The following is a 24,915-nucleotide window of genomic DNA, read 5'->3' as shown; positions in this document are numbered from 1 at the left end:
GATGACAAAAAAACTATAGTGGCTCAATATTATTCAAATTATATGATAAAATAACTTGTTCACTGTTTTTATAGATTACTTCATGAAGCCAAGCAACAATAAATTATGTTTCCGGGTTCAAACAGATACCCCCAAAAAAAAAGATTCGTTCAAAAAATCCATGGAAAACCAGGGATTTAACTGTTTTACCCCTCCCAGAGGAATAGTAAAACAAGATAAGACTCCGGAAAAATTGAGTACTCCTAATGGCAAAAACCACTGGAAACGGCAAGATCGTCATTTTTGCTTTTACCAAAATCAGCAAACCAGAATCAAGTTAACATTCTGGGAATACAATGGCGAAGATTCAAAAGCCCCGTCTTCGCCGGAAAAACCAAAAATCCAGACGGTTTGTTTCAGAGATCAAAAAAATCCCGTCATTGTCACGGCTGACTCCCTGAAAAAAGTGCCTGCCAAACGTTCGCTCTCCCAAAATGCCGTCATGGACAATGTCAGTGCGGCTAAAAGATATCAAACGTTTATCGCGGCCATTGAAGAGCTCTTTGATGACCATGACTTCCCTGAAAAACTGGCTAACAGAGCAGAATGGCTGCATCTCATTGCCTTTACCATTGCCGGAGGCAGCAATCAGGAACCTCAGGTTAAGGAAAATCTGGTAGTCGGCAGTTCTGTCGCCAACATCAATATGCGGGGTTATGAAACCTATATAAAAAACTGGATTAAAAACAGCCATGCCAAAGAGTTACGAATCTGGGCCAGCGCTGAGGTTTACGACGTTAAAAATAGCGAACGTGTTGCCAAATCCATTCAAGTTCATGTAGAAGGCCTGGATAAAAAGGGCGCTGTTTGCTTTCAAACCTCTGTGGATTTCGATGCCCTCAGTTCCTTATCGGAAGAGCGGATATATCGGCACGGTTTTAATACCGCAGGCGAAGTATTGCTTGAAAGAGCCAATTCTTCCGATGATACCCCAAAACTTGGCAGTTAATCAGTTTAAACCCCATTTCATAGAGTGAGTCAAAAAATCATGAAACAGTTCAGGTTGATTTTAATCAGTTGGTTTTCTTGCTGTATGTTGCTTCACGCTTCGTACGCTGACGCCAAAAAGACTGAAGAGGAAACATATCAGCAGATTGTGCTCAATGAAGTGAACCGCTACCGTGCGTCACGCGGTTTAAAACCTCTCAAGCTGAATTCTTTTATCTCTCAAGTAGCGCGCCAACATAGCCTTGACATGGCAAACAAAACGATTGAATTTGGTCATAAACATTTCAATGACCGCATCAAACGCATTTACAATCACCTTGAATTCTGTGAAGCCGGGGCAGAAAATATCGCTTATTTCAAGATTCCTCCGCGAGAAGTGGTAAGGAAATGGCTAACAAGCCGCGGACATCGCAGAAATATCGAAGGGAATTATAATTTAACCGGCATAGGGATTGTGCGGACAAAAGCAGGATGGGTGTATTACACACAAATATTTTTGCGAACTGCCGACAAGAAAAATAACAAATAATTGCCAGGTCGATTATGGCTTTACTTTTTCTAACCGACATCCCATGGGATGTCAGTCAGGAAGTGAACATTATTTCTCCAAAGGATTGATGATTTGTGCCTGGCAATAGGTTTCCCGAATAAAAAACAATAAGCAAAAGGCAATGGCTAAATAAATAGGCAGTGTTGACAACCCAAAGCGATAATCCAACACGGAAAAGCTGCGGGCGCCAAGCGCGAGCCCCCCGCTCCAGCTTAAATCCAGAAGTTTGCCTACGAACGGCTCAGTCAATGCTTCACAAAGCGCATCGAAGGTATTCATGAAACCAAGCGCTGTTCCGGCCAAAAGCAAGGAGTGGGTTTCTCTGACCATCGAAAAGCAGAGAAAAAAGCAGCTGGTTCCAAACCCAAATAAAAACAATAAACAGGGCAACATATATCTCGTGATTGGGCCATACAAAATAAGCGTGATGCTGATATACGCCATCAAAGTTCCCCAAAACATTAAAGGTTTTCTTTTTTGCATATAATCAGATAACCAGCCGCTTAAAGGGCAGCCAATGGCAAAACCGACAAAAATCAGTGAAACAAGGCTTGCAGCCTGAACCGGGTTCATCCCATAAGCCTTTTCAATAAAAGAAACACCCCATAATCCGCCAAAAACAGAAACCGGGGCAAAAGCAAGGCCGCTGTAAAAGGATAATAGCCAGGTTTGCGGGCTCACAAGGATTGTTGTGAGTTTGCTGAAAGTTGTGCCTTCTTGCTTTGGCAAGCCTGCTTTTGGCTGCTTATCCTTGACGATAAGAAGAATTAAAAATGCCAGTATAAAACCTGGAACGGCTATAATTTCCAAACTTTGGCGCCAGTCAAATCGACTGATTAGATAAGATAACGGCGCCTCTCCTCCTATAGCTCCGAGCATCGCTGCGGTCATGCTAAGGCCCGCAATCAAGGCAAATCGATGTGGCGGGAACCAGATCGTTATCAGTTTAAAACAGGCAATCGCTGCAAACGCTGAGGTTAGCCCAATTAAAAATCGGCTAAATTGCGCCACAGGCAACCAATGGGCCTCTGCAAATAAGATAGTCCCCACCGCGCAGAAAAAAGCGGCACAAAAAAGAACAAGGCGGGGGCTGAACCGGTCTAAAATCAAACCCGCAGGAATCTGCATCAAAAGATAGGCATAAAAAAAACAGGCTGCCAAATGTCCAAGTCCTGCGCCGCTTAAGTCAAACGCCCTCATCAAATCCAGGCTCATGACGCTTGGAGAGACTTGTATAAAATATTTATAGAAAAAAAAGCTGGCGGCTAACAACCAGATAAGCCAGGGGTAAAACCGCTTAACTTGCAATGACATGTTCAGTTTCTCCTTAGAAGCTTGCCTTCCTCAGGAGTGCTGAAGTGATGATACTGCCGCGACTCCCGGGGAAGTGCGGTAGTGATTCAATCTTAAATCAAATTGCTGCCGCACATTGCTGAAGCAACGACGACCACCACGCTTGCGATACAATTTGATTTTATAGAAATCATAGTGTTTATAAATTTAATATAACCTTAGTGATTGTACTGAGTGAATGAACAATTTACAAGCATTTTTTTATCCGGTTACCTTTTTATGACACAACTCGAACAACCAATTGGATTGGTGGGCATAGCGCAAAAACCGGCAACGCAAATCAGCTCTGCCCTCTTTCATATGCCAGTGATGCAAATTTTTTCGCAGTAAGCGGTTTGCTTAAAAAGAAGCCTTGGCCTACATAGCATTGTTTAGACACCAGATATTCAAGCTGAGTCTCGGTTTCAATTCCTTCGGCAGCGGTATTCATCCCCAATTCATGGGCCAGTTTGATGATGGTATCAATCACTATCACCTTATCATCAAGATTATGAATATCAGCCACGAATGCCTTATCAATTTTAAGTGTTTTTATTGGCAGCGATTTAATACGTCGCAAAGAGGAATAGCCCATGCCATAATCATCGACTGAAATGCTGATTCCAAGATCCGCAATCTGGTACAGCCTGTCTATAATTTCGGTTTGATTCTTCATCAACAGGGCTTCGGTAATTTCAATGTCAAGATATTCTGCTGCGAATTGATAGCGCTTTATTATTTTTTTGAGATCAGTAAAAAAATTTTTGCTTTCAAATTGGATGGGTGAAATATTGACGGAAAAGAGCAGTTTTCGGTTATATTTTTTTTCCCAGAAGTCGGCATAGCGGCAGGTTTTATTGATAACCCAATGGCCAATATCACAAACAAGGCCTGTATTTTCAGCAATGGGAATAAACTCATATGGGGAGACTTCACCCAAAGTGGCATTGTTCCAGCGCAAAAGGATTTCAGCGCCTATGATTTCTCTTGTTAGCAGATTATATTTAGGCTGAAAGTTTAAATATAATTCATTGTTTTTTAATGCCTGACGCAAATGCGATTCTATCTCTGCCTCTCGCTTCTGGATTCTACTGAGCTCTTCGGTATAAAAGTGGTACGTGTTTTTGCCCGATTTTTTTGCGCTGTACATGGCTATATCCGCATTTTTCAATAGCGCCTCTGAAGTCGTGCCGTCGATAGGGTAAATCGCAATGCCAATGCTCACTGTCGCGGTTATCAGTTTACCGCCAACAGGATAGGCAATATTAAGGCCGTTAATGATACGCTCTGCGAGTTTTCTTGCTTCAGCCGGTGAATTCAATTTCGAGGATATCAGGGTAAACTCATCTCCGCCTATTCTTGACAGCAAGTCTCCTTTTCGCGTAAGCGCTGTCAGCTGTGCTGAGAATTTTTTTAGGAAGATATCACCTTGAATATGGCCTAATGTATCATTTATAGATTTAAAGTTGTCCACATCCATAACAAATAAGGCAAATGATCGACCGAGGCGTTCTCCCTCAGCAATCTTTTTATCCAGCAGATCCTTGAATTCACGTCGATTATAGAGATTCGTCAGCGCGTCGTGAGCCGCAATATATTTTAACTTCCCTTCGCTTATTTTTAATTTGCCCTGCGCTTCAAGCACTGCGTGGTACGAAAAGACATAATTGATAATCAAGCAGGAAAAAGGAATAAAATAGGTAACAATTTTCAGGAAATAGGCAATATGAAAAGCGCTGTCATAAGGCTTGTCGGATAAGAGCATAAAATATATAGCCATAACGATTTGGGTGACAGACATATAAAAAATGCAATTGGTAAGAATGTAAGGATGCTTTTTATAAGCTCTCGGATACAAAAATAAAACGATAAATAAGTAAATAAATAAGTAGATTAGTTCATAAGGCCTTGTTATGACAGAATATTCAAACCACATTTCCGGCAAGTTCATTCTGGATGCTGCGTAATAAATCAACGTAAAAGCAATCAGTACAATGAGCGCGCTTAAAAGAATAAATGTGCTAAGGCGCATGGTTTTCTTTTCAATCGGGCTAATAAGGAGAATTAAACCTATCACAAAGATAAGGCCGCTGATGCTGTTAGTAAAAGTCCAAATGATTGCATCGAGATTTTTTTTATCAATATCAAGAGGGGCAAAGCCATCGATGATCAAGGTATGCAATGCATCGACTGAGCCGGAGAATAGTATTGACAATCCAATGATTAATGCGACCTTATCCTGGGTTAAACGATATTGGGTAAATGCCAAAAGTACCGTGACTGCCGCTAAAGAAAAGGCTGACCACTGCAGAAGTGTTTGTCTGAAATACCCTCTTATCTGTATCTCGAGTTGTAAAGGATCAATGCTTGCAAGGTTGCTTATATGGTAGGGGAATGCGCCTGAACTCCAGCCAAAATAATGCATGGCGATCGCCGGAAGCCCCAAAACCAGAATCAAAATAAACGTAAAAAGAGGCGGTATCCGCTTTAATTTCTTTTCATCTAATATAAGTGGCGTTGTCATTTATCATGGCCATTTAAACAAATACTGCCATAGGGCAAGTATGGCATCTTTATATTCGTGGATCTTTTTCACCCCGATTTTAGAAAGATCCGCTTTAAGTAAAAAAAATTCATTTTCAATATATTAAGAAACTATTCCTGGTTGCTTTATTAGGAGTATAGACCCCAAGAGCAAGAAAAGTTAAATCATTGCTCCTCCAATAGAGCAGGCAAAATGAATTGGTCGAGAAAAGAAAAACAGCGGGCGTTTTGAGTCAGGTGCGCTTCGCAAAATCATCTTGTATCTGATACTCTTTTATAATGTGTTTCTCAATCTCCTTTATAGAGAGATGCCAGAGGTACCTTATTTTAGAGAAAATTGTGAGCGTCAAGACGCGCAAAGCTTCTTTGCACTTATCTTTTGTTGTAGCCGTTGTTGGATGATTTTAAGGAAAATGGATGATGAATGTGACAGGGAAAAAGTCAGATAAAAAAAAATCGATTCCTGAAGTACGCTGCCTTGGATCAGATGCTCCGCGGCAAAGCTGCTTCAGCCTGGATCTGGATAAAGATAACACAGAACAATTTTTTAACTTTCTGGATAAATTATTTCAAGCACAGCTTGCCAAATTCACATTGGGCATCAGTCCGGCAGCATTGGCCAGCGCCCATTTTTCATGGCTTTCACAGTTATTACAGTCCCCCGGACGCTTGCTGGAACTGAGTTTTTATCCCTTTTTACATGGCGCGGATTGCCTAAAAAGAATTCTTACCGAAGCAAAACCCGCGGGCGGAGAAGATGTCCGTTTTCATACCGAAAGCTGGCAGCTCCCTCCATGGCGGATTTGGGCAGAAGTCTTTTTGCAGATAGAAGACTGGTGGCGGCGTGCCACGGTTGGCGTATCGGGTACTCCAACCCACGTTGAACGAACAGTTTCTTTTATTGTCCGCCAATTTTTAGATGCCCTGTCTCCTTCTAATTTTGTCCTGACCAATCCTGATTTATTTCATGAAACCCTCCGCTCCGGCGGTCAAAATATCGTGCGCGGACTGGAAATTGGTATAGAAGATACCCTGGAAAAATTAAGTGGCTCCCCTCCTGCCGGCGCAGAGCATTTTATCCCCGGAAAAGACGTGGCCATCACTCCTGGCCGCGTAGTCTATCGCAATCATTTGATAGAGCTCATTCAATACGAACCAAGAACGGATGCCGTTATCCAGGAGCCTTTATTAATTATTCCGGCCTGGATCATGAAATATTATATTCTTGATCTTTCACCGCATAACTCCATGGTGAAGTGGCTGGTCGAGCAAGGCCATACCGTATTTATCATTTCCTGGCGCAATCCGGACAGTTCTTACCGCAACTTGAGTATGGATGATTATTATCGCATGGGGGCAATGGCAGCCATCAATGCGGTCTCTCAACAAATTCCCGAAGCCAAAATTCATCTGATGGGATATTGTTTAGGCGGTACCTTGGCGATGATCGCTGCTGCTGCCATGGCAAGGGAGGGGGATGAGCGCTTGAAAACCCTGACTTTACTTGCGGCTCAGGGAGACTTTACTGAGGCAGGCGAATTGATGCTTTTTATCACGGAAAGTGAAGTGGCTTTTCTGGAAAATATGATGTGGGATCAAGGGTATTTGGATACCAAGCAAATGGCAGGCTCCTTCCAAATGCTGCGCTCATATGATTTGATCTGGTCGAAAATGGTTCAGGATTACATGCATGGAACACGCAGGGGGATGATTGATTTGCTGGCCTGGAATGCCGATGCTACGCGTATGCCGTATAAAATGCATAGTGAATATCTTGAAAAGTTATTTCTAAATAATGATTTTGCCGCAGGCCGGTACACGGTTGAAGGCCATCACGTTGCGCCCGACAATATACATTTGCCTACGTTTGCTGTCAGCACGGAAAAAGATCACGTAGCGCCCTGGCCATCTGTATACAAAACCCATTTAATGATCAATGATGATATAACCTTTGTGCTCACCAAAGGCGGTCATAATGCTGGAATTGTAAGCGAGCCAGGCCACAAGGGTCGTGCATATCGCATTCGCGAACATAAAAAGCATAGCCCCTACCTTGGTCCTGAGAAATGGCTTGAAGTCGCAGAACAGCATGAAGGTTCATGGTGGCTCGCCTGGCACGACTGGCTGCTTAAGCATTCCTCCGCTCATCTGGTTGCACCAAGAGTTCCGGACAGTGCCTTACCGAAAGCCCCTGGAACTTATGTATTGCAAAAGTAAAAACATTCATCATTAATTGAATCGCCTATGAATACAAAAGATTATTACAAAATTATGGGTATCAGTCGGGACGCGACTGATACGGAAATCAAAACCGCTTATCGAAAACTTGCGCGCAAGTATCATCCGGACATAAGCCAGGAACCTAACGCAGAAGAAAAATTTAAAGAATTAGGCGAGGCATATGAAGTCTTAAAAGATCCGAAAAAACGCAAGGCATATGATCAATATATAAGAGACTGGGATTTTAGCCGAAAAGCCAACTACAGCTCAGAACGAGCAGATTGGGGTGCGGCAGAAGAGGCTTTTCATTTTGGGCCAGATTTCTTTGAATCAATTTTTGGCGCAGGTTTTCGCGAGGCGCCTACCGCTGGCGCAGATTACCATAGCAGTATTCTAATCAGTCTGGAAGACGCATACCAAGGCACTGTAAAGCAGCTGACCCTGCCAACTGCTGAAGGCGGTACCCAAACGCTTCGCGTTAAAATTCCAAAAGGAGTCAAGCCAGGTCAGAAAATCCGCTTGCCAGGCCAGGGAGCGCCCGGGAAAAGAGGAGGGAAGAAAGGGGACTTGTATCTCACCGTGCATATAGAAAAACATCCTTTATTTGACCTGAAGGAAAATGATGTTTATCTCACTTTGCCCATTACGCCCTGGGAAGCAGCGCTTGGAGCTACAGTTTCTGTACCAACCTTGGGAGGCAGGGTTGATTTAAAAATTCCCAAGGGCTCACAGGGCGGCCAGAAATTAAGATTGAAAAAACGAGGGTTACCGGGCACCACCCCTGGAGATCAATATATCATATTAAAAATTGTAATCCCGCAACCAACAACTGATACTGCGCGTGATCTCTATCGTAAGATGGCTGATGAAATGCCATTTAATCCACGTGAAAAAATAGGGATATAAAATGGATGATAAAGAAATACTGACCGGTACACTGTTAGATGAAAGCACCACAATTTCTTTTCTTGAGGTGTGCAGGCAATATCAGTTGCCGCAAGAACTGCTGTTCGAACTTATCGAGCATGGAATAATTCAAGTTCAGGGCAAAAATATAAAGCAAATGCGGTTTGATTATCGCATGTTATCCCGTATTCAATCTGCGGCGCGGCTTAAAGAAGATTTGGGCATTAACCTCCCCGGGATTGCTGTGATTTTGGATTTGCTCGAAGAACTGCAGCAAATCCGCGATGAGCTTCGTATCTTGCAGCGCCAGATTGATCACAGTTAAAAAGTCAGCACTTCATGAATAATCCAGGTTCTTCTGGCTTCTGCGCTCTTTCCTTTCTGCCATAAGAACAGCGGGGCTGAGCTGACTTGCCGCGGCGGTTGTTCTCCTTGCAGCGCTACTGCAAAGGGGTATTTTTGATTAAGCTGAATCAGCTTGGCCCAGACCAAATTGGGATCGGCATTATCGTCTAAAAGCGCCAGTTGATTATCGCGAAATAAAACTGATACTGCCTGTCCTGCAAGTTCCTTTTTCATGGCTGATTCCATTCTCCGCCAGCGCATATATTTATCGCGTTGCAACTCGGCTTGTGTTGGCCGGTTTTGAAATGCAACCCGGCCATGCGGGTTTTGCGGCATATTCACGGCGCGATGTTGTGGTTTATATGTTAAGAAATAATCACATACGGCATCTATGAGATAACGATAGCGTCCGGCACCAGCGGAACGGCTGCCTGGCGTACCATTAATATAAATGGCAAAGGCAAGAATATGTGCGTTTGCGGTGTATAAATAGCCCGATAAGCTTACAACACCCGTCATGGTTCCAGTTTTCGCTCGCAGCAATCCCTGTTGTTTGGGTTTACGGAATCTTTTTTGCAACGTACCGTCATACCCTGCAATCGGCAAGGCTGCAATAAATTCATAGGCGAGTGGAAAACGCTCATGGAGAAACTGCAGCAACTCCACGGTTTGTTGCGGGGTTAGCTGATCATAACGCGACAGCCCTGAACCATCGTTTAATACAGCACTTCCCAAGTCAATACCGGTTTGTTGCTGTAAAAATTGTTTGATACTGGTCTTTGCGTGTTCCCAGTTGGCAGGCCCGCCATGTAATTTGGCTGCGGCATGCAAATAAAGACTGTCAGCATACAAGTTATCCGAAGGTTTTAAAGCGTCCGCCAAAAGCTGGGAAACAGGTTTTGACTGATGAGTCGCCAGCAACATCGTCTTTTTTGGAGAGGAACCAAGAACCACCTCCCCATTTAGTTTGATGCGCAGTTTTGCAAGCTGTAATTTAATGATTTCTTGAGCGTAGAGCAGCGGATTGCGAATGGCAATTCCCTGCTGCACCGCCCACTGGCCTAACCCGATGCATCCACGAACGGTTAAGCGGTTATCATGGCTCATGTGGTAATCAATCCCGCAGCTTCCAGATTTCTTTTTGGTTTTTACCTGATTGTTAACAAAAAGACTTGTATTTTGATCTTTTAATTCGACTAAAGCAGGCTTCCCCGCTTGATGGGTGGGATTGATGATAACCGTTAAACGGTTTTCATCCAGTATCACAGGAGCCAGTGGCGCGCCGTAGCTGTATTTTAAATCTTCTACCATCCAGCCGGGCGCATAGGCGTTAATGAAGCGGTTTGCACTGACCAGCACCACATTGCCTTCAATCGATTTAATCCCCCAATGATTTAATTGCTCCAGCATGGAATAGATATGGTCGTGCTTTAAGGATGGATCTCCCGGCAGATGAAGGTATAGAGAGCCCTTCAAAACACCATTTTCTATTACAGCCGCATTGGTGCTTAAATGATTTTTAAAGCGATAATCCGGCCCAAGAACCATTAATGCAGCGGCTTCAGAAAACAGCTTCATATTGCTGGCAGGGATATAGGCTCTTTGGGGATTGCGGTGATATAAATTTTCGCCGGTTCTCAAGTCAACAATATCAACGCCAATATTGATGTTTGGGTCAACCTGGTTAATGAGCTTATCAATGACTTTTTGAATATTGCCGGCAAGGCATAATTTTACAGAGACAAGAAACAGCAGTAACCCCAACCAGATCCGTTGCATAAGGGAGCTCCAAGAGTAAGCTAGCATGATTAATCATACCTTAAGCCTAAACGCTCTAGAAGCCCGGATAGAGTATCATTATCATAGAATTTGATTTTAACCCAACCGCCCGCACCCCTTTCGAGTGAAATTTCCACAGGCGCGCCAATCTGCTCGGCAAGTATCGTTTGCAGGGATATAAGATCAGGATTCTTGCTGCTTTCCTTGCCTTTGGAGAGAGAAGATTTGAGTGTGCGGATTTTAGCTTCCAGTTGGCGAACAGACCAATCATGTTTTTTAAGTTCAGCCGCGATTTCCACTTGATGCTTTGGGCTTAAACCGACCAGCATACGCGCGTGCCCCAGAGACAGCTCTCTTTTTTTTAACAAATCTTGAACGGGCAGACTTAAATGCAAGAGCCTTAATATATTGGCAATATGACTTCGGGATTTGCCAACCATCATGGCTATTTCTTGCTGGCTGAAATGAAATTCGGTTAAAAGACGCTGATAAGCATTGGCTTCTTCCAACAGGTTCAGATCCTGACGCTGAATATTTTCAATTAAGGTGACAGCGGCCGCCTGCTTGTCAGTATACTGCCCAATCAAACAAGGGACTTCCCTCAAGCCCGCAAGCATAGCCGCACGCCAGCGGCGTTCGCCGGCAATGATCTCATACTTTTGTGTTGCGATTTCTCTGACCACCAGCGGCTCAATCAGCCCATGAACCCGGATGGATGCAGCAAGCTCTTTTAATGCTGTCTCATCAAAGCTTTCTCGAGGCTGGTACTGGCCGCGCTGTAGGTACTCAATGGGTAGACATTTGAACATTTGACATTTTGACTTATGGCTTTTGATAAACCCACCACCCCAGATGAAACAACATATGGGCAATCATAGCGGCAAGTATTCCATACTGCCAGAAGATCAGGCCAAACAGCAATCCCTGCCAACCATAAGCGAGCAGTAACGCATAAATCAAACGGCGGTTAAAAGCACAGCCGACAGCAACATAAACCGGCAGTTGGCTGAATGCGTAAAGAACGCTGCTCAGCAATATTGCTATCCAGACAATCATGGGATGATGCGCTTTTATAAATAAAATGCCGAAAAAAACGAGCAGATTAACCAAGCCCCAGCGCACTATGAGTTCTTCTGCGATTCCACTGTACAACATCGAGCCATCCAAGCCAACAGCAGAGCGCAATTGACTCATCGATTGATAGGTATCCTTATCCAGGAAACTGGGCAGTAACCCATAGTAAATGGCAAAAAAAATGAATAAACCGACAGCGGTGAACAGGAATAAAGGCAACAAGCTGTCTAGCAACAAAGGCCATCCGAGATCCCCAGAATCAAGGAATGTTTGAATTACAGGCGCTCCAAGGCCGGTAATTCGCGACAGCACGCTTCCTGCCATAGTCATGACAAAAATCATGAGAAGAGATTGGATGACGGCGATGCGGTTGACGCGCTTTTGCATCGAGGCTTGGGCTTTATGCAGAAGAAAATTGACCAGCCTCGGAATGGCAATGAATACCCCGGGGAGAGCCAGGCTAAATAGCACAATGATTAACGGCCAGTTCAACTGAATCATTTTTTTGCTAATACACTGTAGAAAAACCCGTCCATATTATCTTGTCCCGGCAGTATTTGCCAGCCATGACCTGTTACCATACCGAATGGAAGCTTTTGTTCTACATAAAGACAATCTTTTGTGTCTTTTACGAATTGTGCGATTTGCTCTTCATTTTCTTCAGGGATAACAGAACAAGTGGCATAGACCATTTGTCCGCCGCTTGCCAGCAAAGGCCACAGAGCGCGCAATAAATCATATTGCCGTTTGGCAACGGCTGTAATATCGGAAGCTTTTCTTAATAATTTGATATCCGGATTGCGCCTGATGACACCTGTCGCGGAGCAGGGAGCATCCAGAAGGATTCGGTCAAAATATTGGCCGTCCCACCAGGTTTCCGGTTTTACCGCGTCACCCTGAGTGACTGTCGCCTTAAGGCCTAGACGCTGTAAATTTTCACGGACCCGCTCCAGGCGCTTTTCATCAATATCCAGCGCCACAAGTTCAAGAAGCCTGGATTCTGATTCTGCGATATGGCAGGTTTTGCCGCCAGGCGCGGCACAGGCATCAAGCACGCGGAAGTGAGGCTTCAGATTCAACAGGGGGGCTGCAAGCTGGGCTGCGATGTCCTGTACCGATACCATACCCTCTGAAAATCCCGGTAATTCATTGACTTCGCAAGGTTTGCCAAGCACGATGCCGCAATCTGACCAGGGATGGGTTAAAGCCTCAATATCTTTAGCGGCAAGGTGTTTTAGATATTCAGCCTGATTGGTTTGCCTGCAATTAATACGCAAGCTCATCGGGGGATGGCTGTCATTCGCTTGCAGTATAGACTGCCAATGATTCGGCCAATCTTTGCGAAGGCGCTCCACCAGCCATGCAGGGTGATTATAACGATAGGCGTCATTTTGCAGGAGCTTTGGCTCTAATTCCCCCTGTTGTCTGCAGTAATTGCGCAAGACAGCATTAACAAGACCTCTCCCCCAAGGCTTTTTTAACAGCAAAAGCGTGTCGACTGTTTCTTTTACAACCGCATAATCAGGAATATGCAGATAGCGCAACTGGTATAGGCCAATCAGGATGCTCACCCAGATTTCCAGAGCCTTGGGACGGGTTTTTAACAAGGAGTCGGCTATTGCTTCAAGCTTGAAATAATACCTGCAAAAACCAAAGCAAATTTCCTTGACCAATGAAGAATGCTCTCTGCGTAATAGATGGTAAAGCGGCGTTTTATCTTGTAACAGTTTGCAAAGAATTTTTATTGCTTGCAGGCGGTCATTGGGCTTCATCGCAAAACCGTATCGAGCAGAGATTGGCTGCTTTGGGCATTAACCCAGTCTGAAACGCGCAAAGCCTTGCTGCCTGGAAATTGTAATTTTGTAACTGCCAATACCCCCTCGCCTGTGGCGATCTGCAGGCCTTCTTTAGTCACTGCGAGTACTTTCCCGGGGGGCTGCCGGCACGGCTCCTTCAGTGCTTCAGCCTCATAGATGCGGATGATGGCATGAGGGGCATGCGTATAAGCCACAGGCCAAGGGTTAAACGCGCGGATCTGACGTTCTATTAGAATTGCAGGCTGATTCCAGTCAATTAAAGCATCCTGCTTATTGATCTTGGGAGCATAAGTTGCCTTGGTATTATCTTGGGGTATGGGCTTAACCCTCTGCTCTGCCAGCGCTTCCAAAGTGCGTAATAAGGGGATTACTGCAAGGCTGGCCAGGCGGTCATGCAGGCTGCCCGCGGTTTCAGTTGGCTTGATGGTATATTCGGCCTGCATCAACATGTCCCCCGTATCCATGCCTGCATCCATTTGCATGACAGTGATTCCTGTTTGCTCATCTCCATGCAAGATAGCATGTTGAATTGGCGAAGCTCCGCGCCAGCGCGGAAGCAAGGAGGCATGGACGTTAATGCACCCAAACTGCGGCACATCAAGAACGGCTTTCGGAAGAATCAATCCATAAGCTATAACCACCATGACATCGGGTTTAAGCTGCCTTAATTCATCTACCGTTTCGGGATCCCTGAAATTCAAAGGTTGATATATGGCTAACTGATGGGCAAGCGCCCATTCTTTTACAGGGGATGCGGTGAGCAACCGTCCTCGCCCGGCCGGTCTGTCCGGTTGGGTATATACTGCCAGCAGTTGATGTTTAGTCGCCGCGAGCGCCTTGAGGCTCGGCAAAGCAAATTCCGGAGTGCCGGCAAATACGATTCGTAACGGGTTCATGATTTACGGAGTTGATTGCGTTTGAATTTATCCAGTTTTCTTCTGACCATGGCCCGTTTAATCGGCGAAAGCAAATCAATAAACAATTTTCCATTGAGATGATCTATTTCATGTTGAAAACATTCCCCTAAAAGGCCTTCTGCTGTCATTTCATAGAATTTTCCATATCGATCCTGGGCACGAATTGTCACTTTTTTGGCACGGATGACCTTGTCATAGGCGCCCGGCACAGACAGGCAACCCTCCTGATATTCTTCCTTGCCTTCAGAAGCAATGATTTCAGGATTTGCCAAAACCAGCTGTTGCGTCTTATCGCCTATCACATCAACCACAGACAAGCGCAAATTAATACCTATTTGAGGAGCGGCAAGCCCAACCCCTTTTGCCTCATACATGGTATCAAACATATCCTCGATGAGCTTTTGCAGTCCATCACCAAAATCTTCTACTTTTTTGGAAACCCGCCGCAATCTTGGATCGGGAAGATAGATAATCTTGCGTATTGCCATCATTAAACTGGTTTAAAAAGACTAAATGCGTGGTATTATCGCTAATATACCATATTGTCGCAAGTAAAGCGCAGGCCTCCAGGGTAAACGTTTCTATAAGCGCATTGTTGAATCAAAATACCTACGCTCCGCGCTTTATGCGCAAAATCCAGTTTCGATTTTTTTTCAAGATCGTCTGGATACCGCGCATAAAACAAGGCACGTGGGCAAAAAACCTTAATAATGTTCAAATGTTAGATGCGTTTACCTGCGAGACCTCGATAAATTGGGCAGACTTCGTGCGGGGCTGACAACCCGTATCTAGTCATTTTTTGATTGATTGTCATGAAGCCATAAATACAAGGATGGTCGCATGCGCTACATGCTGTTTGTTATTTGCCTCGTTATTTCATTCACGGCAGAGGCCGTATTGCTCAAAGCAGACGCGCCTTCGCGTTATGTGGTTCAACCAGGCGACACCCTTTGGGAAATCGCCAGCCGCTATCTGGCACACCCCTGGGAATGGAAGACGCTCTGGCATGCCAACCCCCACATTAAAAATCCAAACCGCCTCTACCCAGGCGCAGTACTGGAATTGCACTATTACCAACAGAATCCCTATTTACAGGTGCTCTCAAACGGAACCATCAAATTATCTCCCTACATGCGCCCCATGCCGCTTGAAGACCCTATTCCGCCCATTCCTTTAGCCGATATCCGCCCCTTTTTGGATGCTTCATTGGTGCTCGATAAAGACAGCTTGCAAAATGCCCCGTATATCATTGCATTCACAACCGAGCATTTGCTGGGCAGCCAGGGAGATAAAGCGTATGTGAAAAATCTGTGCCCGCCTCCCCCGCCGCCTGGCACAACATTTGCCTATGCCATTTATCGTCCCTGCGGCGAGTACATTCATCCTGAAACCAAGTGTTTTTTAGGCTACAAAGTAACATTGGTAGGCTATGCGGAATTATTGCAAGGAGGAGACCCCGCAACCATTGTGCTTACCGACATCATACAGGGAACGAGGCTCAGGGATCGCGTCGTGCCTCGTAATTATCCTGAGTTTAACCTGTTTTTTGAGCCCAAAACGCCTTCTGCGCGCGTCAAGGGAGACATCATCGATTTGCCGGGTGATTATTCACAAGGCGGTGTGGGGCTCGTCGTCGTAATCGATAAAGGCAAAACAGCTGGCCTGCAGCCGGGTGATGTGCTTGGCGTTTATAGCCGCCCTGTCAGCGTTCCTGACGGCAAATGTCCGCCGAACTGCATCACGCTCCCGCCTGAGAGAATTGGAGAAGTTATGGTATTTCGCACATTCACCAACACGAGTTTTGCCCTGGTTGTCCGTTCAATCCGGGCCATTGAAATTTTAGATACAGTAACCAATCCATGAATAACAAATATTATCTTCTGGCCTTAAATCACCTGCAGCAGGTCGGCCCCCGCACCATTCAAAAAATGCTGAATCAGTGGCCTGAGTTGGCAGAAATGTTTCGATCATCAAAACAGGCGCTGATTGCTGCAGGCTTGACTGAGAAAATAGCGCATGCCATAAAAACATTTGACTTTACAAAAGTTGAGCGTGATTTTCGCTGGCAGGAATCTGTTGGACATCATTTATTAAGCTGGGCTGATGAAACCTATCCCAGGTTATTGCGCGAAATATATGATGCCCCTCCTGTATTGTATGCGGCAGGAGATCTTGCCGCTTTAGAGCATACTGCAGCGGCTATGGTAGGTACGCGTAACCCGTCAGCAACCGGCATGGAGACTGCGTGGCGCTTTGCTTACGAGCTGGCAAGCAAACAAATTGCAATTGTCAGCGGGCTTGCGTTAGGTATTGATACCAAAGCCCATGAAGGCTGCCTTGCGGCCAAAGGCAAAACCATTGCCGTGATGGCAACCGGAATAGACCATATTTATCCTAGGCAGAATCAAAAACTTGCGGAGTCAATTATTGCTCATGGCTTGTTATGTACAGAATTCCCGCTAGGGACTGCGCCAATAGCTGGACATTTCCCCCGGAGAAATCGTATAATAAGCGGTTTATCATTGATCACATTGGTTGTTGAGGCAGCAATTCGCAGTGGCTCTTTAATTACAGCACGCTTGGCTCTTGAGCAAAATAGAGACGTTCTGGCTATTCCCGGTTCCATCTATAACCCCAAAGCAAGAGGATGTCATTATTTGCTGCAGCAAGGAGCTAAATTGGTTACCAGCTCTGAAGATGTATTAGCGGAATTGGGGCTTGATTACTCACAAGAGAGGGCAAAGGATTTAAATGCTTTTCTTGCATGTGAGAATGAAAACCTAGTAAAGTGCATAGGTTTTGAAGCGACTACCATAGATCAAATTTCAGAAAGAAGCGGCTTTACCATCGATAAAGTCGTGTGTGAATTGGCTGAGCTTGAAATAAAAGGCATTGTGAAGGCAGTACCCGGCGGTTATATGAGGTGTGGATTATGAAAGATAGCTTGTTTGAAATGCTGTTGAACTTGTTTGAAAAAACATTGATAAAACTTAAAGAAAGCCAGGTAACCAGCAATGAAACCAGTGCTGATGCAGAAAAAAAAGACACGCAATCTTCCCTTCTGGGAGTTGGGCAAGAAACATTAACGCCGGAATTTATTCAATCTTCCCATCCAAAATCCATGCGTATTTTTACCTATACGGAACAAATGAAATTTACAAAGGCAAGCTATCAATTTCTAATGCGCCTTCTGGTATGGAAGATCATTCATCCTGATACAATGGAATTGATCATCAATCAACTGCTTTTATCTGATTCGCGTATTATCACGCTTGAAGAAACCAAATGGGCGGTGCGCGATACCTTGGCTGATTCGCTTGATGCCAAACAGCTTGCTTTTCTTGACCTCGTGCTCTATCAAAAAGAAGAAGCATATCCAAAACATTAAAGCATTGTTGAATCAATTTGAGCTTGAAACGCTGAATACAAGGTGAGGTTAATGGGCAAGCACTTGGTTATTGTTGAATCGCCGGCAAAGGCTAAAACCATTCAAAAATACCTGGGTAAAGACTATGATGTGCTTGCATCTTATGGTCATGTAAGAGATCTGCCGCCCAAAAAAGGTTCTGTTGATCCTCTTCATGATTTTTCCATGACCTATAGCCCAATTGAAAAAAATATCCGCCACATTGACAGCATTGCCAAAGCATTGAAAAAATCGGACTCGCTGCTTTTGGCCACTGACCCTGATAGAGAGGGTGAGGCTATTTCCTGGCATGTTTACGAATTAATGAAGGAACGCAATCTTTTAAAGGATAAAGAAGTTCATCGAATTTTTTTCAATGAAATCACGAAATCAGCTATTCAGGACGCCATCGCAAATCCGCGTGAAATTTCCATGGATCTGGTGAATGCCCAGCAAGCTCGGCGCGCGCTTGATTACCTGGTCGGTTTTAATCTCTCCCCTCTTCTATGGAAAAAGGTAAGAAGGGGCCTATCCGCCGGAAGAGTTCAGAGCCCTGCGCTTCGCCTCATTGTTGAGCGGGAAGAAGAAATTGAACGCTTTGTTCCGCAGGAATATTGGCGAATTATAGCAGAGTGCCTTTACGAAAAGGCCCAGTTTGAAGCACGGTTAACTTATTATCAGGATGAGAAGCTGCAACAGTTTAGCATTAATCATGAAACCCAAGCCCTGAAAATAAAAGAAGATCTGATACAGGAAGCCCAAGGCTTTCTCCTCGTTAAAAGCATCGATAAAAAACAAAGAAAACGCAATCCCGCGGCGCCATTTATCACATCCACCCTACAGCAGGAAGCGGCCAGAAAGCTTGGCTTTACCGCCCGCAAAACCATGATGGTCGCACAGCAGCTCTATGAGGGTATCGATATCGGCACAGGGACAGTAGGCCTTATCACGTATATGCGTACAGACTCTGTGAATCTTGCAGTAGAAGCCCTGAATGAAATTCGGGAATACATTAAAGAACAGTATGGGGCAAAGAATTGTCCCAAAGAACCAAGAATCTATAAAACCAAATCGAAAAACGCCCAGGAAGCGCATGAAGCAATTCGCCCTACTTCCATAAAGCGCACGCCTGAACAGATCCAAAATGCCCTAACCGCTGATCAAGCAAAACTCTATAAGCTTATCTGGACTCGAACAGTTGCTTCGCAAATGGCTGAAGCGCTCATAGATACAGTCACGGTTGATTTTTCCTGCGGCGAGCACCATACTTTCCGCGCCAATGGTTCAACTGTGGTTTTTCAGGGATTCCTCAGCGTTTATGAAGAAGGGCGGGACGATTCCAAAGAAGAAGAACAAGCTGCATTATTGCCTGCCTTTGCCATAGGAGATAAAGTGGCTCTATTGGATGTGAAAGCCAATCAACATTTTACTGAACCTCCGCCCCGATATTCTGAAGCGTCTTTAGTGAAAGCCCTGGAGGAGTTTGACATTGGCCGTCCATCCACCTATGCAACCATTATTCATACCCTGCAGCAGCGGGAATATGTGGTTGTAGAAAAAAAACGCTTTTATCCTACAGATGTTGGCCGCATAGTGAGCCATTTCTTGACTGGCTATTTTACTCGTTATGTTGATTATAAATTTACCGCTCAACTTGAAGATACTCTAGATGCCATAGCACGCGGAGAAAAAGATTGGATCCCTGTGCTTAAAGATTTCTGGAAGCCGTTTATTGAAAAAATCGAATCCGTTGACAAGCAAGTACAGCGCAAAGATGTCACGACAGAAATACTTGCTGAACCCTGCCCAAAATGCGGCAAGCAACTGGCAATCCGTCTTGGGAAACGGGGACGCTTTATCGGCTGTACCGGCTACCCTGAATGTGACTATACCCAGGATTTAAAGACGCAAGGCGGCGAAAAACCTGAGCCAGATGTGCTTGAAGATCGCACCTGCCCTGAATGCGGCGGTGCCTTGCATATCAAAACCGGTCCATACGGCCGCTTCATTGGGTGCAGCAATTATCCCAACTGCAGGCACATCGAACCATTGGAGAAACCCGCAGATACAGGCGTTGAGTGCCCCAAGTGCCGGCAAGCAAATCTTTTAAAGAGAAAATCCCGCAAAGGCAAAATATTTTATTCCTGTGCCAATTACCCAAAATGCGATTATGCATTATGGAATGAACCCATAGCAAAACCCTGCCCTAAATGTGCATGGCCTGTGCTGACCATTAAAGAATCCAAACGTATGGGGAGGCAAGTTATTTGTCCGCACGAAGGATGTGGCTACAAAGAGGCCACGGAAACAGAATAAGGGTGGCGCTCAATCCTCCATATTCTCGCGCCAGATAATATCCAGGCCAAAATTTTTTAGCGCATCAAGATATTCCTGCAAACTAACCAAACCAACACAAGCCATTGCGCCTCGTGTTGACAGGTTTTCATGGGTGAGTTTTTTTGCGAGGAGCACGGCGGGCATACAGGGAATGTATAATCCGTCCCCTTTTTCTGCGTATAGATCAAATTGAATTTTTTTCTCAATCCCTTCAGCATTCTTTCCCTGTAACAACATATAAAAGCCTGTGTTGTTGTGGCCGAATACATCAAACCAACGCGAAAACTTCAATAAGAAAGAGGCAAATCGATCCAGAGAAGGAAGGAGGTTCAAGCGCACGAACCAGGACAGAAAGTACAATCCCAAATGTAAAACTTTAAGTTCCAGCCCCGCCTGAAACTTAATATTTTTTAACCGAGGATAACATTTGGGAAATAAATCCAAATCAGGAATATCGCAATTTCCGAGAAGCCGCCTGTTTAAATGCCAAAATTTTTTGAGTCTAAGCCCCTGCCAACCATAGATAACTTTTTTTTCTCCATGTTTTAAAGTAAAAAACGGCTTGCCAGCGTAACTTAAAACACCTGCTGTGGTCGCCAAGCCCTGGTTGGTTAATTGTGCTGTTGCAATAGCATATTCTATTGATTCAAGTCTATAAAATTGAGGAAGATAATGCTCAATGATTGCGGAGGATAAACCCGGCACTGAGCTTGCGCCACTTACAAGCAGAAGATTGTTTGCTTTTGCTTTTATATCTAACTGCTCAATATTGGCCACATAGTCTCTGGCATCCGCCAGATCGATATAATGACAACCATTTTTTATACAGGCTTCAGGGACTTGATAACCTTGCTTTTGAAACGGTCCGGAAGTATGAATAACCACATCAGGCGACATTTCTTCCAACACCTGGTTTAAATTGTGTTGAATATCACAGTACACTGTTTCTGGAAAATGAACTGAATTTAATCTTCTTGCCAAATCCTTTGCCTTTCCAATATGACGGCCTGCAAGAATTAGCTGGATGGCTTCATCTCTTGCCAGGCACTTTGCGATGAAGCGGCCAAAATTTCCATAGCCACCCAGAATTAAAATTCTTTTTATCATGAAGGTTTATTCACCATAAGATAAAAAATAACCAGCAAAGATAAAAAAGCTGGCCAGCCAAGCATAAACCAAAGATTAAACAGCTGATGATAACGCCCTGGAAGCTTATAGTTTTGTTCAATGCATAATTTAAGAATACGCTTAAGCTCAATTTGTAACCACACTACTGGCAACCAGCAAGCCCCGGCGATAATATATAAGATATAGGTTAACATCAGCCAGGACGCACTCCAGGAATATCCCGCATACCAGACCATCCAGAAACCAGTGAGCGGCTGGATAATGACTGCAGGCAGAGTAAACACCAAATCAGCGGTTACCGTATAGCGGGCAGCAAAATATTTTTCATGTAAATTGGCGCTGAATTTTGAGCAAAACATGAAAAAAGCGATTGCAAGTCCCGAACCAAACAAGATGGTTGAGCTGATTATATGAATGACTTTCACAATAAAATAGGCAGTCATCTCTCTTAACACCGAGTGAGTAAGTTGGTTCAATTACGATAATAAGCGGGGTTTATTCAAACTCGAATGCCTTATATCAAAAAATAGACTGAACACGCTTCGTCAGAACAAATTGTTATCAAAATATGGTTATGTTGTGCTCAGTGCCAATTCTATATTCCTTGGGTTTTAACCATTGCAGAACCACACCATATAAGGGAATAAAAGAAAGCAACGATATGCACAATTTAAATCCCAAATCGACCAAGGCTATTTCTATCCAGTGCGCAGCAAAAAAAGGATGACTGGAATGATAAAAAGCTGCAGCGAAAAACCAAATAGTATCCAAAGTGTTGCCAGCCAGGCTCGATGCTGTAGGAGCAATCCACCAGGTTTGATGATTTCTTAAGCTTTGGAAAATATAAATATCCAGCCATTGCCCAAGAATGTAGGCGCTGAAACTGGCAAATGCCACCCTGAAGGCCAACTCATTCCAAGAAAACAGTGTAATTGATGCGGAATCAGAATAAAAATTGGCCATAAAATAGGACATCAGTAGTCCAGGAAACATGGCTAAAAGAACGGTTCGCCTTGCCGTTGTTTCATCTTTAAGACGCACAGTCAGGTCAGTGATGATAAAAATTAATGGATAAGTAAATACCCCCCAAGTCGAATGAATGCCCAAAAACATAAAGGGAAATTGAACCGTAATATTCGTTACCGCAATTATAAGAACATGCAATAGCGCAAGTGAGAGCATGAGCTGATCTAAAAGAAGAGTTCAAAAAATGTCTTTTATTATACCAGAATGGAAACCGCCGATGCTACCTGAACAATCAACTGCCCCTCTGTTGGCAGCAAATAGAATTGTCCGGTTTTTGTAGCACATAAACTGTCCGCTTTTATATAACAGATATGCATACTAATATTCAAGCAATCTGACAAAAAGCGAAGCGGTTTACACTTTTTGTTTAATAAATAAAATTTGCTATTAAGTCTGTGGACCCACGTGGGTAATGGGGTCAACTTGGTTTTTAAGTTGTCCCCATTATCCATGTAGTCCACAGACGGTTTTTATGCTGCAACATACTCCTGCTGTTTAAGAGGCATTTTTAAAATACCTTTGCTATCATATTCTGCGAGCTTGCGGGGGCCATAGAAAATCGCTAAATCGCCGCTGATGTAACGATGAATCTTAACCCTCGCTCTCATGTAATGGCATCGCTGGTTGTCCTTAGGGATTTGCAATGACAATCGCTTGAATGAGACACAATTGTCTTTTCCTACGACACGCTCATGTTTCTCGCACAAAATATCATCCAATGCTATGAGGCTATTCCAAGGCACAAATGCTGATTCCTTACAAAGCGGGTTTACCGTAAATTCTCGATTAAAAGCAGGCATATAAACTTCTTTTAAATACTTATTGGCAGCATTTATTTCGGTAATCCCATGCAGCGCGAGCTCCTTTGGCAAACGACCTTGATGCGTTCGAAATTGTCTCTCACAGCGTCCTCTTGCTTCGGGGGAATAAGCTGGAATCATTTCGATACCTAATTGACGCATTGCTCGTCTGAATTGAGTATATTGAGTTTTATCAACACGTTTGTCCGCTTCTGGTGTATACCAATAATGACTTCCCCTATCCGTGTATAAAGAGCAGAACAATCCCTTCTTTTCGATAGTTTCTCTTACCCCTTTAAAACTACTATCTGTGCCTTCCTCTAAAATAAAAAACATTGAATAATGCTCTGATGTAGCATCATCAAATGTAATAATTAAATCCCATTCTTTACCAGGGACCCATTGATGAGAGCTACCATCCTGATGCAACATCATTCCCGCCATTGCTGTTCTTTCCCTACGTTTTCCATGCGGGCCTCGCTTTGATTCTTTCGCAACTAAGCCTTCTTTCTGCAAAACATTTTTTACCCAACTATAACTTCGAGTCCCTCGATGTTCACGGCAGTAAAATCCATAAAAATGGTTAACATTCCAACCCAAATAATGATTGCGATATAAGTCAACTATCCGAGTTATTTCATCAACCGGGGCTCGTTTATGGGAAATCTGAGAAATTCTCAAGTCTGCCAAGCCTTGCATCCCTTCAGCTTCAAAGCTTGAAATGTAGCGTCTAAATGTCCTGTCGCATACTCCCAGTGCCCTCGCGGCCTCTTCTTGGGTTAGTCTCTTTCCTTTCCACTCTTTATACAAATTTTCAAACCGATACATCAATAGCTCCTGTAGCAATTTTGTCCGACTCATCTATACCTCCTTGTTTACAAGAAAATATTAGAAAAACCGGACAATTCACGTGCTACAGATCCGGACAATTTATTTGTCACCTACACACCTACACTGCCCCTCTTGTAATCAGTGCACAAAAACTGTAAAATGTACAAAATTTGCCGCATAAGATCATTTGAGTGGCAATGGTGGCTGGGTTATTCAATGGATTGAAGTTGTACCATTGGAGCGTTTATGGCTAAAGAAACTCATTTAAACGATATTTTTACTTTTCTTAGCGACAAGAAAAAACCTTCTTCGCCTCACCACTTTTTATTTTTCTTAGGCACAGATACGGTATTCACCAAAAGGCCGGTTAGCGTAGACAGATCTTATGAAAATGGCGAAACCATTTCCTACACGGCACAAGTCATCACGACCCTCCTAAATGAAACGCCGAAGCCGAGTTTTGCCCTTTCGAGCTACACAAAAGGGGAAATAACCAAGTTAAAAAAAATAGCCGGAAGCGTTAATCAAAAAATTAATAGTCTTGATCCAGAAAAAGACGACTATAAAAAGGTTGCATTCGATGAACGTGAAATTCAAGCTATCCAGGAAAAACTAAAGGGGGAAAAATCGAAGGATGCTCTCAGTTTAGTTTCAAAATTTAATGCCGATCCCCTATCCTATTCTTCAGAATCTGTAGATGTTTTAAACGGCCCCACAACTTTCGGCGCAGAAGTCGGCCAAAGAATTGCCCAGGGTGTTTTCCTCGCCTTGCGTGCTGTAGCAAGCGGGAAAGAAACCCTTGAAATTCTCGCCCACAGCCGGGGAGCGGTGGAGGCAATGCTTGTTATCCATGAGCTTCAAAGAATCAAAGAAGCTTTAGAGAAAGAGCCCGATAAATCTTTGTATGACATCCTGA

22 protein-coding genes are annotated in these 24,915 nt (G+C 44.1%); 10 read left to right on the top strand and 12 right to left on the bottom strand.

The window, feature by feature from the left end:
* Positions 1 to 82: 82 nt before the first annotated feature.
* Together Llon_RS02200 and Llon_RS02195 are read left to right on the top strand one after the other, a co-directional pair.
* Positions 83 to 988, top strand: coding sequence for a hypothetical protein (locus tag Llon_RS02200; protein WP_058528444.1), 906 nt, complete (start codon positions 83 to 85; stop codon positions 986 to 988).
* 39 nt (positions 989 to 1,027) lie between these two features.
* Positions 1,028 to 1,516: a CAP domain-containing protein gene (locus tag Llon_RS02195; protein WP_065238257.1), complete on the top strand. Its 489-nt coding sequence runs from the start codon at positions 1,028 to 1,030 to the stop codon at positions 1,514 to 1,516.
* 69 nt (positions 1,517 to 1,585) lie between these two features.
* Here Llon_RS02195 and Llon_RS02190 read toward each other — a convergent pair whose 3' ends face one another.
* Both Llon_RS02190 and Llon_RS02185 read right to left on the bottom strand, forming a co-directional pair.
* Positions 1,586 to 2,851, bottom strand: a complete 1,266-nt coding sequence (locus Llon_RS02190) for an MFS transporter (protein ID WP_058528443.1) — start codon at positions 2,849 to 2,851, stop codon at positions 1,586 to 1,588.
* A 319-nt stretch (positions 2,852 to 3,170) separates the two neighbouring features.
* Entirely contained in the window at positions 3,171 to 5,393 is a 2,223-nt protein-coding gene (locus Llon_RS02185; protein WP_058528442.1) for a putative bifunctional diguanylate cyclase/phosphodiesterase, read from the bottom strand.
* A gap of 437 nt (positions 5,394 to 5,830) precedes the next feature.
* Here Llon_RS02185 and Llon_RS02180 point away from each other — a divergent pair, with 437 nt between their 5' ends.
* From Llon_RS02180 to Llon_RS02170, 3 genes are read left to right on the top strand one after another with little or no spacing between them, the layout of a single operon-like run.
* Entirely contained in the window at positions 5,831 to 7,630 is a 1,800-nt protein-coding gene (locus Llon_RS02180; RefSeq protein ID WP_058528441.1) for a PHA/PHB synthase family protein, read from the top strand.
* Between the two features lie 27 nt (positions 7,631 to 7,657).
* Complete coding sequence (locus tag Llon_RS02175) at positions 7,658 to 8,539, top strand: DnaJ C-terminal domain-containing protein (RefSeq protein WP_058528440.1); 882 nt, start codon at positions 7,658 to 7,660, stop codon at positions 8,537 to 8,539.
* 1 nt (position 8,540) lies between these two features.
* Positions 8,541 to 8,864 (top strand): chaperone modulator CbpM, encoded by a 324-nt coding sequence (locus Llon_RS02170; RefSeq protein ID WP_058528439.1) that lies wholly within the window; start codon positions 8,541 to 8,543, stop codon positions 8,862 to 8,864.
* Here Llon_RS02170 and dacB read toward each other — a convergent pair.
* From dacB to def, 6 genes are read right to left on the bottom strand one after another with little or no spacing between them, the layout of a single operon-like run.
* A complete protein-coding gene (gene dacB / locus Llon_RS02165; protein WP_058528438.1) occupies positions 8,861 to 10,663 on the bottom strand; it encodes a D-alanyl-D-alanine carboxypeptidase/D-alanyl-D-alanine endopeptidase in 1,803 nt (600 codons plus the stop codon). The two genes, Llon_RS02170 and dacB, sit on opposite strands and share 4 nt — an antisense overlap.
* 29 nt (positions 10,664 to 10,692) lie before the next feature.
* Positions 10,693 to 11,472, bottom strand: coding sequence for a ParB/RepB/Spo0J family partition protein (locus Llon_RS02160; protein ID WP_058528437.1), 780 nt, complete (start codon positions 11,470 to 11,472; stop codon positions 10,693 to 10,695).
* Positions 11,473 to 11,485: 13 nt separating this feature from the next.
* A complete protein-coding gene (locus Llon_RS02155) occupies positions 11,486 to 12,238 on the bottom strand; it encodes a CPBP family glutamic-type intramembrane protease (RefSeq protein ID WP_083503236.1) in 753 nt (250 codons plus the stop codon).
* Complete coding sequence (rsmB, locus tag Llon_RS02150) at positions 12,235 to 13,509, bottom strand: 16S rRNA (cytosine(967)-C(5))-methyltransferase RsmB (protein ID WP_058528436.1); 1,275 nt, start codon at positions 13,507 to 13,509, stop codon at positions 12,235 to 12,237. Before rsmB ends, Llon_RS02155 begins: the two co-directional genes overlap by 4 nt.
* Positions 13,506 to 14,450 (bottom strand): methionyl-tRNA formyltransferase, encoded by a 945-nt coding sequence (fmt, locus tag Llon_RS02145; RefSeq protein WP_058528435.1) that lies wholly within the window; start codon positions 14,448 to 14,450, stop codon positions 13,506 to 13,508. The genes rsmB and fmt overlap by 4 nt, the downstream gene beginning before the upstream one ends.
* The gene (gene def / locus Llon_RS02140; RefSeq protein WP_058528527.1) at positions 14,447 to 14,959 is read right to left on the bottom strand and encodes a peptide deformylase; all 513 of its coding nucleotides are present in this window, start codon (positions 14,957 to 14,959) and stop codon (positions 14,447 to 14,449) included. Before def ends, fmt begins: the two co-directional genes overlap by 4 nt.
* Positions 14,960 to 15,311: 352 nt before the next feature.
* On the opposite strand from def, the gene Llon_RS02135 reads away from it, so the two are divergent.
* The 4 genes from Llon_RS02135 to topA are packed head-to-tail and all read left to right on the top strand — an operon-like array spanning position 15,312 to position 20,193.
* Positions 15,312 to 16,334: a LysM peptidoglycan-binding domain-containing protein gene (locus Llon_RS02135; protein ID WP_058528434.1), complete on the top strand. Its 1,023-nt coding sequence runs from the start codon at positions 15,312 to 15,314 to the stop codon at positions 16,332 to 16,334.
* Positions 16,331 to 17,407 (top strand): DNA-processing protein DprA, encoded by a 1,077-nt coding sequence (dprA, locus tag Llon_RS02130; protein WP_058528433.1) that lies wholly within the window; start codon positions 16,331 to 16,333, stop codon positions 17,405 to 17,407. The genes Llon_RS02135 and dprA overlap by 4 nt, the downstream gene beginning before the upstream one ends.
* A complete protein-coding gene (locus tag Llon_RS02125; protein WP_058528432.1) occupies positions 17,404 to 17,859 on the top strand; it encodes a DUF494 family protein in 456 nt (151 codons plus the stop codon). The genes dprA and Llon_RS02125 overlap by 4 nt, the downstream gene beginning before the upstream one ends.
* 51 nt (positions 17,860 to 17,910) lie before the next feature.
* Positions 17,911 to 20,193 carry a type I DNA topoisomerase gene (topA, locus tag Llon_RS02120; RefSeq protein WP_058528431.1) on the top strand — a complete coding sequence of 761 codons (2,283 nt, stop codon included), beginning with the start codon at positions 17,911 to 17,913 and terminating at the stop codon, positions 20,191 to 20,193.
* A 9-nt stretch (positions 20,194 to 20,202) separates the two neighbouring features.
* Here the strand turns inward: topA and Llon_RS02115 are convergent, their stop codons facing one another.
* The 4 genes from Llon_RS02115 to Llon_RS02095 form a co-directional block, all read right to left on the bottom strand.
* Positions 20,203 to 21,321: a saccharopine dehydrogenase family protein gene (locus Llon_RS02115; protein WP_058528430.1), complete on the bottom strand. Its 1,119-nt coding sequence runs from the start codon at positions 21,319 to 21,321 to the stop codon at positions 20,203 to 20,205.
* Complete coding sequence (locus Llon_RS02110; protein WP_058528429.1) at positions 21,318 to 21,785, bottom strand: DUF2269 family protein; 468 nt, start codon at positions 21,783 to 21,785, stop codon at positions 21,318 to 21,320. The genes Llon_RS02115 and Llon_RS02110 overlap by 4 nt, the downstream gene beginning before the upstream one ends.
* A 118-nt stretch (positions 21,786 to 21,903) precedes the next feature.
* Positions 21,904 to 22,524: a queuosine precursor transporter gene (locus Llon_RS02105; protein WP_058528428.1), complete on the bottom strand. Its 621-nt coding sequence runs from the start codon at positions 22,522 to 22,524 to the stop codon at positions 21,904 to 21,906.
* A 314-nt stretch (positions 22,525 to 22,838) separates the two neighbouring features.
* Positions 22,839 to 23,996, bottom strand: a complete 1,158-nt coding sequence (locus Llon_RS02095) for an ISNCY family transposase (protein ID WP_115336909.1) — start codon at positions 23,994 to 23,996, stop codon at positions 22,839 to 22,841.
* 249 nt (positions 23,997 to 24,245) lie between these two features.
* On the opposite strand from Llon_RS02095, the gene Llon_RS02090 reads away from it, so the two are divergent.
* The coding region (locus Llon_RS02090) for a hypothetical protein (RefSeq protein ID WP_058528425.1) at positions 24,246 to 24,915 on the top strand (670 nt) is incomplete at its 3' end.

This window comes from Legionella londiniensis, from assembly GCF_001467825.1.
Taxonomy (GTDB): Bacteria; Pseudomonadota; Gammaproteobacteria; order Legionellales; family Legionellaceae; genus Legionella_A; species Legionella_A londiniensis.
This window is presented reverse-complemented; position numbering and strand designations above follow the sequence as displayed.